Below are 12,935 nucleotides of genomic sequence, written 5' to 3'. Positions count from 1 at the left end.
AGGAGGGGGGGACGCCCGGGGCGACGGTGGCCGGGCGGGGAACTTTCAGTATGGTTTCCCGATCGCACACGCGCTATCTTCGCGCGTAGAAGCCCAAGGGCCCCTGAGGGCCGGCCGCCGCACCGTACGCTAGGCCCCATGCCCAAGAAGCCGCTGCACCCCTCACCCCCTCCGCTGGAGGCCAACGACGTCGCCATCGTCGGCGGCGGCACGGTGCTGTGGTTCGTCGCCTTCCTGGCGCTGCTCCCCTTCCAGGGCACCCTCTCCGACCACGGCCACGGCACCTGGCCGTGGATCTGCCTCTCCGGCGGCCTGCTCGGCCTGATCGGCCTCTGGTACTGCCGCGCCCGACGGGACGCCATCGCCCGCGACCGCGCCGCCGAGGCCGCGAACCGGGAGGCCGGAAACGACGGCCAGGACCCGGCCACCCGGTCGGACTGAATAGTCCTTTAGTAGCACGCACCGGACATAAGGCACCCGTAGAGTCGGTGCCATGACGCAGCCTGCCCACCCCGCGGAAGAGCAGCCCGGCGACGCCGACCGCCCCGACGGTGCGCACCCCCTCGGGCTGCTGCCCGGCCGACGCGGCGGACTGACCTCCGCCGAGGTGGCCGAACGGATCGCGCTCGGACAGGTCAACGACATCCCCGTACGGTCCAGCCGCTCCGCCAAGGAGATCGTCCGGGCCAACGTCTTCACCCGCTTCAACGCGATCATCGGCGTGATGTTCGGGATCATCCTGATCGTCGGTCCGCTCCAGGACGGCCTGTTCGGCCTGGTCATCGTCGCCAACACGGCGATCGGCATCATCCAGGAGCTGCGCGCCAAGAAGACCCTGGACAGCCTGGCCCTGATCGGCGAGGCCCGCCCCGAGGTCCGCCGGGACGGCACCGTCGAACAGATCGCCGTCGCCGAGATCGTGCTCGACGACACGGTGCTGCTCGGCATCGGCGACAAGGTGATCGTCGACGGCGAGGTCACCGAGGCGGACGGCCTGGAGATCGACGAGTCGCTGCTCACCGGCGAGCCCGACCCCGTCCTCAAGCAGCCCGGCGACCAGGTCATGTCCGGCAGCTTCGTGGTGGCCGGCGCGGGCGCGTTCACCGCCACCAGGGTCGGCCGCGAGGCGTACGCGGCGCAGCTCGCCGAGGAGGCCAGCCGGTTCACCCTGGTGAAGTCGGAGCTGCGCAGCGGCATCAACAGCATCCTGCGCTTCATCACCTACCTGCTGATCCCCACCGCCATCGGCCTGATCATCAGCCAGCTGGCCGTCGAGGGCCGCGACTGGCGCGAGGCCGTGCGCCGGATGGTGGCCGGGATCGTACCGATGGTCCCCGAGGGGCTGGTCCTGCTGACCTCGGTCGCCTTCGCGATCGGTGTGATCCGGCTGGGCCGCAAGCAGTGCCTGGTCCAGGAGCTCCCGGCGATCGAGGGCCTGGCCCGGGTCGACACCGTCTGCCTGGACAAGACCGGCACCCTCACCGAGGGCGGCATGGACGTCGTCGACCTGCGGGTCCTCACCGACGGCGAGCCCGGCGCCCTCGACCCGGACACCATCAAGCACGCGCTCGGCGTGATGGCCGGCGCCGACGCCCGCCCCAACCCCTCCATGCAGGCCGTCATCGACGCCTACGGGCGCGGCGACGGCGCCCCGGGGGCGGGCGGCTCCCCGGCCGTCGACGGCTGGCGGGTGATCGAGGCGATGCCGTTCTCCTCCGCCCGCAAGTGGAGCGGCGTGCAACTGCTGGAGCCGCAGGGCGGCGAGGCCAGCTGGCTGCTCGGCGCCCCCGACGTGCTGCTACCCGCCGGGCACCCGGCGCTCACCGAGGTCGACGAGCTGGGCGCCAAGGGCCTGCGGGTGCTGCTGCTCGGCCGCACCCCCACCCCGCTGGACTCCCCCGACCCGGCCGCCGGGCTCGCCCCGCTCGCCCTCGTGGTGCTCCAGCAGCGGCTGCGCCACGACGCCGCCGAGACCCTGCGCTACTTCGAGGGCCAGCAGGTGCAGGCCAAGGTCATCTCCGGCGACGCCGCCGTCTCGGTCGGCGCGGTCGCCGGCCACCTCGGCCTGCCCGGCGCCGACCACCCGCTGGACGCCCGGACGCTGCCCGCCGAGCCGGACGCCCTCGCCGACACGGCCGAACGGACCACCGTCTTCGGCCGGGTCACCCCGCAGCAGAAGCGCCAGCTGGTCGCCGCCCTGCAGTCCCGCGGACACACCGTGGCGATGACCGGCGACGGCGTCAACGACGTGCTCGCGCTCAAGGACGCCGACATCGGCGTGGCGATGGGCACCGGCAGCGACGCCACCAAGGCGGTCGCCCAGATCGTGCTGCTCAACGACTCGTTCGCCACCCTGCCCTCGGTGGTCGCCGAGGGCCGCCGGGTGATCGGCAACATCGAGCGGGTCGCGGGCCTGTTCCTGGTGAAGACGGTCTACTCGGTCCTGCTGGCCCTGCTGGTGATCTTCACCCACTCGCCGTACCCGTTCCTGCCCCGGCACTCCACCGTGCTCTCCACCCTCACCATCGGTATCCCGGCCTTCTTCCTCGCCCTCGCCCCCAACAACGAGCGGGCCCGCACCGGCTTCGTGAAGCGCGTCCTGCGGCTCGCCGTGCCGGGCGGCGTCATCGCCGGCACCGGCACCTTCGTCGCCTACGCGCTGGCCCGCGCCGACCACGCGACCGACCTCAAGGCCGACACCAGCGTGGCCACCCTCACGCTCTTCCTGATCGCCATCTGGGTGCTCGCCATCGTCGCCCGCCCCTACAACTGGTGGCGCCTGCTGCTGATCGGCACCATGGGCGGCGCCTTCGCCCTGGTCCTGCTGGTGCCCTGGCTGTCGGAGTTCTTCCAGCTCTCGCTGGTCGGCCTCCGCGACCCCCTGGTCGGCGTCGGCATCGCGGTGGTCTGCGGCCTGGCCCTGGAGATCGCCTGGCGCGTCATGAAGCGCCGCGGGATGGAGTGAGGCCCTGGCACCCCCGGCCCGCGGCCTGGATGATGGATCGCGGAAGGGGGTGCCGACATGGCCCGCACAGGTGGGGAGACCGAGCGCGAGACCGGGCAGGTGGAGGCCTTCGCCGCCTTCCTGGCCGGCCTGCTCGCCGCCGGACTGACGGTCCTGGCCCTGGTGGGCGGCCGCTGGCTGACGAACGCCGGCGAGGTGACCGCCCCGGCGCTGCCGTGGGTGCCGACGGCCGTGAAGGCCCTGGTGGCGGCCGTCTGGCTGGCCACCACCACCGTCGTCTACCTGCGGTTCAAGCGCCGCGGGCGGGCCCGCTGAGCGCTCAGCCCTCGAAGTCCCGCGCCGAGGACAGCTCGTACGCCCGGTCCGGATCGGTGAGCGCGGCCAGCACCTCGAACCGCCGGTGCCACTGCCCGACCGACCAGGCGAGCCCGGCCGCCAGGCCCTCCGGGGTGGCCGCGTGCAGCAGCCCGGGCACCGGCGGGAGCTCGAACTCGTCGTCCTCGTCGGCGGCCTCGGCCGCGTCCGGGTCGTAGGGCGCCTCCGGGGCGTCCGCCTCGACGTCCCAACGCCACTCCACGGCGGCGTCGTTGCCGTCCGGGCCGACCACCAGCAGCTCCTCGTGCTCCTCGTAGGCGACCGGGCAGCCGGGCAGCAGCTCCCGCACCACGGCGGGGACCCGGTGCAGCACGCCCTCGGAGAGCACCCGACCGCCCGCCACCTCGCTGGCGAGCGAGACGTGCAGCCGCTCGGCGAGGTCGGCGGCGAGCGCCGGGGCGACCGGCACCAGCGGGTACGGGTGCAGGAGCTGGACGAGGTCGGGCGCGTCGGCGACGACCGCCCTGGAGGAGTCGACGATCACCGTGTGGGCCGGCCGGCGGCCGGTGTCCGGGTCGAGCGGCGGCAGCGCCCGCACCACGTCGACCGGTTCGATCCGCTCGATCTCGACCCGCGCCAACGCGCTGTGCAGGCCGTGCAGTTGGCGGTGGCCGACATCGGAGGCCTGATCGGTGAGCCGATCCAGCACCTCGTCCGGGCCGTGCGGTTCGGCGAGCAGCGCGGCCAGCGTGGTGCGCACCCCGAGCGCGTGCAGGAACTGCTCGTCCAGGGTCGTCCGGGCCTCGTCGTAGAGGCCGCGCAGCAGCGGGTCGGCACCGGCCGCGCGCAGCCCGGCGGGCTCGCGGCCGTCCAGCACCGGGTGGTCGCGCAGCCACCAGGCGGTGTACGGCGGCAGGTCGGTGTAGGAGCCGTCCGGCAGCAGGGTGCGGACGGGGTTGACCACGGCGTCCCGGTACGGCGGGCGGGAGAGCGCGGCGAGCGCCTCCGGCCAGGCGTCGTCGTCGACCAGGTCGAGGTCGCGGACGGCCAGCAGTTCGGCGGCCACCGGCGGGACGCCCGCGACGTCGTCGGCCTGCAAGGCTTCGAGGGCGTCCTCGGCCCAGTCGGCGAGGCCGTCGGGCGCCTCGTCGAGCAGCCCGGTGGGGTGGCCGCCGGCCGCGCGGTCGGCGGGCGCGGTGGGGTCGAGCCGTTCCAGGTCGTCCGGGTCGAGCACCACGTCCTCGGCGCGGACGAGGACGAAGTCGGCGAGCACGCCGACGGCGGCGAGCACCTCCGGACCCCAGCGCTCCAGCAGCTCGTCATCCACCCAGCCGGCGTCCTCCTCGCGGGCGAGGGCCGCGAACGGGCTGCCGGGCAGGACGAGTTCACCGGCGCGGGCGGGCTCGCCCTCGTCGTCGAGCAGGGCCAGCCGGGCCAGCCAGGGGTGCTCGCCGGCGGCCGGGCCGGCGACCTTGACCAGCGCCAGGACGGCGTCGGCCAGTTCGAGCGCGGCCTCGACGTCGTCCTCGGCCACCTGGTAGGAGCGGGCGACGGCGGCCCGCACCTCGGGGGTGTCGAGCACCCCGGCCGGGGTGGCGGTGCCGGCGCCGAGCTTGGCGAGCAGCGGGTGGGCGGCCTCGGGGTGGGCGAGCCGCAGGTCGAGGGCGGCGAGCGCGTCGGCCAGCGACTCGGGGTAGCCGGGGAAGGCCGCCCAGTCGGCGTCCTCGGAGGGCAGCAGGACGCGCCGGGGCCCGGTGATGGTCCGGCCGTCGGCCAGCGGGACGGGCAGCGCGCCGAGCGACTCCGGGTCGGCGGCGCCGAGCGCCGCGTACAGGTTGCGCCACCAGGAGGGCTCGCGGTCCAGGCCGCCGAGCTGGTCGACCACGTCGGCCAGCGGCACCCGGCGCACGTTCAGCACCCGCAGCTCGGTGCGGCGCTCCAGCCCGGCCGGCAGCAGCCCGGGGAAGATCGGCGCCAGCGCCTCGACCACCGAACCGTCCGCGCCCTCCAGCAGGGTGGCGTCCCGGGGGCGCAGCGCGGGCGTGCCCGCCTCCACCGGCGCCGGGTGCGGCAGGAACGGCGTGCCGGGCAGTCGGGAGAGGACGGCCCCGCGGAGCGCGTTGTCGAGCGCGCCCTGGCCGAGCGGCCCGGGGACGAGACCGAGCGAGCCGAGGTCGGCGCCGCGGGCGCGCAGCAGGTCGGCGTAGCTGTCGGCGGCGCGCTCGGTGAGGAAGTCGGCGAGCGCGCCGGGGGCGACGTGCCGGCGGGTGGAGTCCAGCGGGTAGGAGGCGATGAGCAGCGCGGGCAGGCCGATCGGCTCGTCGCTGGGCGTGGGCGCGTGCAGCACCGGCGCGATGCCGGGCGCCTGCGGGGTGCCGTCGGCGGCGACCGGGACGGCCCAGGTGACCGTCCAGTACGGGCGGGCGCGCTCCTCGGTGGGGCGGTCGGCGAGCAGCTCGGCGGCCAGGGTGCCGGTGGCGCCGGCGGTCTGCCAGCGGGTCCGCCGCGGCCGGCCGTCCGCGTCGTCGGTCACGGTGACCTCGGTGACGCCGTCCGGGCGGGGCTCGGCGGCGGCGCGGGTGAGCGTCCGGGTGCCCTCCGGGGTCTCCACCACGACCTCGCCGAGGCCGGGCAGGGTGAGCAGCAGCGCGTCGTCGATGCCGGCGAGCAGACGGCGGGTCAGGTCCTCGGCGGCGGCGTCCCGCAGCGGCAGCACGACCACCGTGTCGTAGCCCTCGGGGGCCGGGCCCTCGGCGGCGAACGGCAGCCGCAGCAGCGGCACGTGACCGTCCCGGCGGCGCAGTTCCTCGGCCAGCGCGGGCTGCGCCTGGGCCAGCGAGCGGGCCTCGCCGAGCGACCAGCGCACCCCGCCGGCGGCGCCGAGCACGGCGGGTTCGTCGGTGACGGCGAGGACGGCGGCGAAGCCGACGCCGAACCGGCCGACGGCGGGCGTCTCACCGCGTTTGGAGGAGGCGCGCAGGGTGGACAGCGACTCGACGGCGGCCGCGTCCAGCGGGGCCCCGGTGTTGGCGGCGGCGAGCACGCCGTCGGCGAGGGTGAGCCGCAGCCGGCCGGGCCCGTGCCCGGCCCGGACCGCCGCGTCGGCCGCGTTCTGCGCCAACTCGACGACCAGGCGGTCGCGGTAGCCGCCGAGCGCGAGTTCCTCCTCGGCGTTGGCGTCCTCCCGGAACCGGGCCGGCGAGGCGGCCCAGGCGTCCAGCACCCGCCGGCGCAGCGCGGCGCTACCGAAGGGGTCCGCGAGGTGCTCGTCCGTGCCGCTGCCGATGATCCGAGGTTCCACTGGACCTGCCGCCTTCCGCCGCCCTGTACTTCGTACGGGGGGCATTCTCCCCCGCCCCGGCCGCTGCTCCGGACCGCGCCCCCGCCGCCGGGCGCCCGCAGGGCCCCCACCCGCACGAACGCCGCGGCCCGCCCCACCGGTTCGGTGGGGCGGGCCGTGAGCGACGACAGGCCAGGTCAGGAGTGCCCGAGCTCCTCCGCCGGGGCGTCCGGCTCGACCGAGCCGGAGGTGCGGTCCGGGTGCAGCTGCATCGGCTCGACCACCAGCTCGTCCAGGATCAGCTCGGACGGCGCCGGCGGGGCCGGGATGACGGCCGCCTCGGAGTGCCCGCCGCAGCCGTACGCGAAGGAGACGATCTGCCCGTCCGCCGGCCCGAACTCGTTGCCGCACACGCCGAAGGCCTGTCCGAGCGAGCCGCCGATCGGGATCAGGAAGCCGCAGCTGCCGCACGCGGCGGGCGCGGCCTGCGCCATCGGCGTCTGCGCGCCGTGCGCCTTCTCCCAGCGGTCGGCGGCCAGGTGCAGGCCGAGCCGGGAGAGCACCCGGCTGCGGCCCATGCCGAGCTCCTCGGCGACGGCGTTGATCTGGGCCCGGGCCGGGGCGGGCTGGATGCCCGGGTCGGTGACGACCACGTCCTCCTCGGCCGCGAGGGCGACCGCGGAGTTCGGGGCGGGCTCGTCCTCCCCGCTCCAGCCGGGCTCCAGGCGCGCGTCGTCGGCGCCGGTGGGCAGCAGGTCGCCCGGGCCCATGTCGCCGGGGCGCAGCCGCTCGCTCCACGGCACCCACTGGGGGGCGAGGACGGCGTCGGCGCCGGGCAGCAGGACGACCTCGTCGAGGGTGACGTTCTTGGCGCGCGGGGCGCGGGCGACGGTGACCGCCCAGTGCCAGCCACGGTAGGCGGCGTCCAGGCACTCGAAGGTGTGGGTGACGACGCGGTCGGCGTCCGCCTGGGCGCCGAGATGTGGTCCGACGGTCTCCGGGCCGACGGCCTCCTCGGCCGCCTTCCGGGCGAGTTCGACGGCCTCGGCACAGAGCCGATCGGGGGTACGGCTTCGCATCGCAGCACTCACGGCGTCGATTCTCTCCCAGTTCTTCTGTCGCCCACGGCGTGTTGCCTGTTCCGTCGCGGCTCGATAGTCCCTTGTCCATTCTGCGCGACCAGGGGCCGCCGCGGATACCGGCCGCGCCGCTCGTCCGGGCCTGCCGGCGCCCCGGCGCTCGGCGCGCGGCCCTTGGGCAGGCTACCCGCCGGTCGGCGCCCCGGCACAGTCCGGGGCGGTGGCGGCCGTTCCGGGGCCGCGCCGAGGGGGGTGGATTCCCGCGTCGCTGCGGCGATTCTGGGGCAGGATGGGCATGTGGCGGACGAGGACCCGTCGCAGCACGCACTGCACGCCTCGCAGGCCGGCAGCCCCGACCAGGCGGACGCCGTGCCGCGACAGCAGTCTCCGGCCCCCGCTGCGGGCGAACCGCAGCCGGGGGGCGATTTCGAGTCGCCCGCCGCCCCCGTGAGTCTCGTCAAGACCGCCGCCGCGACCGCCACCCTGACCGACACCGGCGCCGACCCGGCCGGCCACGTCCGCCAGCTCGCCGCCCTGGACGGGCACCCCGGCGAAGAGGATCCCGAGCCGAGCCGCAACCTCCTGGTCCGGACCGCCTCCGCCGCCGGCGCCCGCACCGGCCGGGTGGTGCACGGCACCGGCCGCCGGATCCGCAAGGCCACCTCCGCGGAGGGCGCGGGCGAATCCGGCCTGGCGAAGCTGATCGAGCTGCACGCGCTGAACTCCTTCGGCGACATGCTGATCACCGTCGCGCTGGCCTCGACCATCTTCTTCTCCGTGCCCACCGGCGAGGCCCGCGGCCGGGTGTCGCTGTACCTGCTGATCACGATGGCCCCGTTCGCCCTGCTGGCCCCGGTGATCGGCCCGCTGCTGGACCGGCTGCCGCACGGCCGCCGGGCGGCGATGGCCATGTCGATGCTGGCCCGGGCGGTGCTGGCCTGGACGATGGCCGGGGTGATCACCGGCGGCGGCCTGGCGCTGTACCCGGAGGCGCTGGGCGTGCTGGTGGCGTCCAAGGCGTACGGGGTGGTGCGCAGCGTGGTGGTGCCGCGGCTGCTGCCGAGCCGGCTGTCGCTGGTGAAGGCGAACTCCCGGGTCACCCTGGCCGGACTGCTGGCCACCGGGGCGGCGGCCGGGGTGGGCGGTCTGCTGCACCTGATCGGGCCGGGCTGGCCGCTGCGCGGCGCGTTCCTGGTCTTCGTGATCGGCACCCTGATGGCCTTCCACCTGCCGCACGCGGTGGACTCCGCCAAGGGCGAGCAGCGTGCCCTCCTGCACGCCGAGATGCGCGGCGAGCTGCGCGGCGAGGTCCACGGCGAGCGGGCGTCGGAGGACACCCGGGCCCCGAAGGCCTCGCTGCGCACCGTCGGCCCGTCGGTGGTCCTGGCGCTGCGGGCGATGTCGGCGCTGCGCTGGCTGGTCGGCTTCCTGGTGATGTTCCTGGCGTTCCTGCTGCGCGACGAGCCGATCGGGGGCCTGCGGCCGACGCTGGCGCTGGGCCTGGTGGCGCTCGCGGCGGGGACGGGCAACGCGCTGGGTTCGGTGCTGGGCTCCTGGCTGCGCACCCGGGGCCCGGAGGCGACGGTCACCGCGATGCTGCTGCTGGCGACCGGCGCGACGGCGGCGGCCGCGCTCTGGTACGGCGTGGTGACGGTGGTCCTGGTCGCCGGCGTGGCCGGGGTGGCGGCCTCGCTGGGCAAGCTGTCGCTGGACGCGCTGATCCAGCGGGACGTCCCGGAGGCGGTGCGGACCTCGGCGTTCGCGCGGTCGGAAACGCTGCTCCAGCTGTCCTGGGTGGCCGGCGGCGCGGTCGGCATCCTGCTGCCGCTGAACGGCGTGCTGGGTCTGTCGGTGGCCGCCGGGGTGGTGGGTCTGATGCTGCTGTGGACGGTCCGCACGCTGTTCCGGGTGGGCCTGCGGCGGCGCCCGACGGCACCCCGGGTGGCCTGAACCGGCCACGGGCAACACGCGGTGGCCGACCCCCGCGTAGCGTGATCGACGAAGCCCGGTAGATTCTGACGCATGAGCCTCAATACCCGTGCCATCGCCGCCCTCGGCGCCGTCGTCGTGGTCGGTGCTGCCACGGTCGGCACGTCCGTCGCCATCGCGAGCGGCCAGACCGAGCACAGCTCCCACCGCGCGACCCTCACGGTCGGCAACTCCTCGATCGTCGCGGACCCGCTGTGCTTCAACGGCGGCAGCCCGATCACGGAGGACCTGCAGCAGGAGTGCCAGCAGAAGGCCACCCAGGCCCTCGCGGAGGGCACCCTCCCGACCTCCGACGTCGTGGTGAGCGACCGGGTCGGCGTCGGCGTCTCCCCGAACGTGGCCGACACGGGCTGGTGGGCCTTCACCAACGGCGGCTCGCAGGGCCAGGGCGGGCGCTTCAGCCTGTTCTCCTACGCCAAGGGCCCGACCTTCTCCGGCTCCCAGCCGGCGAGCCAGGTGCTGAACGCCTCCGGCAAGACCCTGGTCACCGTGGTCGAGGGCGACAAGAACTCGGACAACCCGGTCGCCGTCTGGTACTTCCAGCTGAACACCCAGGACAGCTGACGTTCCCGCGATGACCGCACACGCCGTCGCGGACGAGCGCAACGAGCAGTCGGGCCCCGACCGGGCCCGGCTGCTCGTCGTCGTCGCGGTGCCCGCCGAGGCCGAGGCCGTCCTGCGCGGCCTGCCCGGCCCGGCCACCGTGCTGCCACTGCCCGGCGGTGCGCTGCACCGGGCCGCGGGCGCCCCGGTGGACGTCCTGGCGGGCGGGGTCGGCCCGGCCGCCGCCGCGGCCGCCGCCTCCGCCGCGCTGGGGGCACAGTCGGCCTCGGGGGGCCGCTACGGCCTGGTCGTCTCGGCCGGGATCGCCGGCGGGTTCGCCCCGCACGCCCCGGTCGGCACCACCGTGCTGGCCGACGCGATCGTCACCGCCGACCTCGGCGCCGAGACCCCCGAGGGCTTCGCCGACGTCACCGAACTGGGCTTCGGCACCGTCCGGCACACCCCTCCCCCGGCCGCCGTCGCGCTGGCCGCCCGGGCCCTGGGCGCCGCCACCGGCCCGGTACTGACCGTCTCCACCGTGACCGGCAGCGCCGCGCGGGCCGCCGCGCTGGCCGCCCGCCACCCGGGCGCCCTGGCCGAGGCGATGGAGGGCTTCGGGGTGGCCGAGGCCGCCGCCCGGTACGGCGTGCCGGTGCTCGAACTGCGGACCGTCTCCAACCCGGTCGGCCCGCGCGACCGGGCAGCCTGGCGGATCGGCGAGGCGCTGGCCGCCCTGGAGCGGGCCTTCGCCGCACTGCCCGTCCACGAACTGATCGAGGAGGCCGGCCGTGGCTGAACGGCTGAGCATCGCGTACTCGCCCTGCCCGAACGACACCTTCGTCTTCCACGCCTGGGCGCACGGCCTGGTGCCCGGGGCGGACACCCCCGAGGTGACCTTCGCGGACATCGACGTCACCAACGGCCTGGCCGAGCGCGGCGAACTGGACGTCCTGAAGATCAGTTACGGCGCGCTGCCCTGGGTCCTGGACGAGTACACCCTGCTGCCCTGCGGCGGCGCGCTGGGGCGCGGCTGCGGCCCGCTGGTGCTCACCCGGCCGGGCACGGACGCCCCTGCGGACCTCACCGGCAAGACGGTGGCGGTGCCGTCCGAGCGCTCCACCGCGTACCTGCTGTTCCGGCTCTGGGCCGCGAAGGCGGTGCCGGGCGGCTTCGGCGAGATCGTCGTCCTGCCGTTCCACGAGATCATGCCCGCCGTCCGGGACGGCCGGGTGGACGCCGGTCTGGTGATCCACGAGGCCCGGTTCACGTACCGGCAGTACGGCCTGCACAGCCTGGCCGACATGGGCGAGGCCTGGGAGCAGGAGACCGGCCTGCCGATCCCGCTCGGCGCGATCGTCGCCCGGCGCTCGCTCGGCGCCGAACGGCTGCGCGCGCTCGCCGACGCCGTCCGCGCCTCCGTCCGGCAGGCCTGGGCGGACCCGGACGCCAGCCGGGAGTACGTGCTGGCGCACGCGCAGGAGATGGACCCGGCCGTCGCCGACCAGCACATCGCCCTGTACGTGAACGAGTTCACCGCGGAGCTCGGCGAGGAGGGCTACGCGGCCGTCCGCGCGCTGCTCACCCGGGCCGCCGCGGAGGGGCTGGTGCCCCCGCTCGACCCGGGTGCGCTGGCGTTCTGATCCCCCTCGGTCAGACGTCGAACTGGTCGGCCACCGCGCGCAGCAGGCCGGCCAGCTTCTGGCCGGTCGCCTTGGCCGGGTAGCGGCCGTGCTGGAGGCCCGGCAGCACCGCGTCCAGCGTGGTGATCAGGTCCTGGACGATCGGCGCCATGTCGTCGGCGCTCTTGCGCTGGGCGGCGGCCACCGACGGCAGTGCGTCCAGCAGCTGCACGGCCATCGCCTGGTCGCCGCGGTGGCCGGCGACCACGCCGAACTCGACCCGCTGGCCCGGCTTCAGCACGGTGACACCGGCGGGCAGCGCCTTGGTGTGGACGAAGACGTCGCCGCCGTCGTCGCGCGACAGGAAGCCGAAGCCCTTCGTCTCGTTGAACCACTTGACCTGGCCGGTGGGCATCTCGACAGTCCTCGAATGGGTGTGAGGGATCCCGGCCCTGGCCGGGGATCACTGGGTGGTGGGGAAGGCAGCCGACCTCGGCTCGGCGCCCGCGGGCGCTCATGGTCAGCACGCTGTCAGGAGCAGACTAACGGTCCGTCACTGCCTCATCCGCGTTCCGCGAAAGATCCGCGTTCCAAGGCCCGTTGGGGCCGGTACGGGCGCGGCGTTCTCGCGATCACGGGCGACCCGGTACTGGCACGGCCGGGGCGCGGCTCAGCGCGGTCCATCGGCTCACACCCCCGGGTCTGAGGAAACGGGGCGCACGTGTCGCACCCCTCGGCACCCCCTGCATACCCCCGCCCAGCAGGGATCAAAACGTTCAGCTTCCGAGAAACTGCGCAACGTGACCGAACCGCTCCGGTGGCGGGGGCCGGCGGCCGCTCTGCCAGACTGGACGGACCGGCCCGACCAGCCCCGAGGAGCGAGCAGACGTGAGCAGCCAGAGCGCCGACCCCGGCGACGTGTACGTCAAGGCCGGAACGATCGTCTTCGGTCTGGGCGCGCTCGCCACCCTGGTCACCTTCGTCCCGCTGTTCCTGCACCTGACGCCGCTGCCGACGGCCGCGTACTGGCTGAGCATGCTGATGCCGGCGGGCTTCCTGGCCGCGCTGACCGGGCTGTTCCTGAACGCTCGGGCCCAGCGCCGCCGGGTGGAGTCCGCGGGCGCGTCCTAGGACCAGGGGCCGGG

At 75.4% G+C, this 12,935-nt stretch carries 11 protein-coding genes; 8 read left to right on the top strand and 3 right to left on the bottom strand.

Going from position 1 to position 12,935, the window contains the following annotated elements; all coding sequences use genetic code 11:
• Positions 1 to 138: 138 nt before the first annotated feature.
• The 3 genes from ABT015_RS06800 to ABT015_RS06790 are packed head-to-tail and all read left to right on the top strand — an operon-like array spanning position 139 to position 3,280.
• Positions 139 to 441: a DUF2530 domain-containing protein gene (locus ABT015_RS06800; RefSeq protein WP_350877496.1), complete on the top strand. Its 303-nt coding sequence runs from the start codon at positions 139 to 141 to the stop codon at positions 439 to 441.
• Between the two features lie 52 nt (positions 442 to 493).
• Positions 494 to 2,965: an HAD-IC family P-type ATPase gene (locus tag ABT015_RS06795; protein WP_350877494.1), complete on the top strand. Its 2,472-nt coding sequence runs from the start codon at positions 494 to 496 to the stop codon at positions 2,963 to 2,965.
• Positions 2,966 to 3,022: 57 nt separating this feature from the next.
• A complete protein-coding gene (locus ABT015_RS06790; RefSeq protein WP_350877492.1) occupies positions 3,023 to 3,280 on the top strand; it encodes a hypothetical protein in 258 nt (85 codons plus the stop codon).
• 4 nt (positions 3,281 to 3,284) lie between these two features.
• Here ABT015_RS06790 and ABT015_RS06785 read toward each other — a convergent pair whose 3' ends face one another.
• Together ABT015_RS06785 and ABT015_RS06780 are read right to left on the bottom strand one after the other, a co-directional pair.
• Positions 3,285 to 6,581, bottom strand: coding sequence for a sacsin N-terminal ATP-binding-like domain-containing protein (locus ABT015_RS06785; RefSeq protein WP_350877489.1), 3,297 nt, complete (start codon positions 6,579 to 6,581; stop codon positions 3,285 to 3,287).
• Between the two features lie 176 nt (positions 6,582 to 6,757).
• A complete protein-coding gene (locus ABT015_RS06780; RefSeq protein WP_350877758.1) occupies positions 6,758 to 7,639 on the bottom strand; it encodes a DUF3027 domain-containing protein in 882 nt (293 codons plus the stop codon).
• Between the two features lie 582 nt (positions 7,640 to 8,221).
• Here ABT015_RS06780 and ABT015_RS06775 point away from each other — a divergent pair.
• From ABT015_RS06775 to ABT015_RS06760, 4 genes are all read left to right on the top strand, one after another.
• On the top strand, positions 8,222 to 9,589 hold the full coding sequence (locus ABT015_RS06775; protein ID WP_502897275.1) for an MFS transporter: 1,368 nt from the start codon (positions 8,222 to 8,224) through the stop codon (positions 9,587 to 9,589).
• A 72-nt stretch (positions 9,590 to 9,661) separates the two neighbouring features.
• Positions 9,662 to 10,192, top strand: coding sequence for a hypothetical protein (locus ABT015_RS06770; RefSeq protein ID WP_350877487.1), 531 nt, complete (start codon positions 9,662 to 9,664; stop codon positions 10,190 to 10,192).
• Positions 10,193 to 10,202: 10 nt separating this feature from the next.
• Entirely contained in the window at positions 10,203 to 10,967 is a 765-nt protein-coding gene (locus ABT015_RS06765) for a futalosine hydrolase (protein ID WP_350877485.1), read from the top strand.
• Positions 10,960 to 11,811: a 1,4-dihydroxy-6-naphtoate synthase gene (locus ABT015_RS06760; protein ID WP_350877483.1), complete on the top strand. Its 852-nt coding sequence runs from the start codon at positions 10,960 to 10,962 to the stop codon at positions 11,809 to 11,811. Before ABT015_RS06765 ends, ABT015_RS06760 begins: the two co-directional genes overlap by 8 nt.
• Positions 11,812 to 11,821: 10 nt before the next feature.
• Here the strand turns inward: ABT015_RS06760 and ABT015_RS06755 are convergent, their stop codons facing one another.
• Positions 11,822 to 12,205, bottom strand: a complete 384-nt coding sequence (locus ABT015_RS06755; RefSeq protein WP_063348207.1) for a cold-shock protein — start codon at positions 12,203 to 12,205, stop codon at positions 11,822 to 11,824.
• 473 nt (positions 12,206 to 12,678) lie between these two features.
• Here ABT015_RS06755 and ABT015_RS06750 point away from each other — a divergent pair, with 473 nt between their 5' ends.
• A complete protein-coding gene (locus ABT015_RS06750) occupies positions 12,679 to 12,921 on the top strand; it encodes a hypothetical protein (protein WP_350877480.1) in 243 nt (80 codons plus the stop codon).
• The last annotated feature ends 14 nt before the right edge of the window (positions 12,922 to 12,935 follow it).

The organism is Kitasatospora sp. NPDC094016 (genome assembly GCF_040304045.1).
In the GTDB taxonomy this organism is placed as follows: domain Bacteria; phylum Actinomycetota; class Actinomycetes; order Streptomycetales; family Streptomycetaceae; genus Kitasatospora.
Note: the sequence above shows the minus strand (reverse complement) of the source record. Positions and strands in the feature narration are given on the sequence as shown.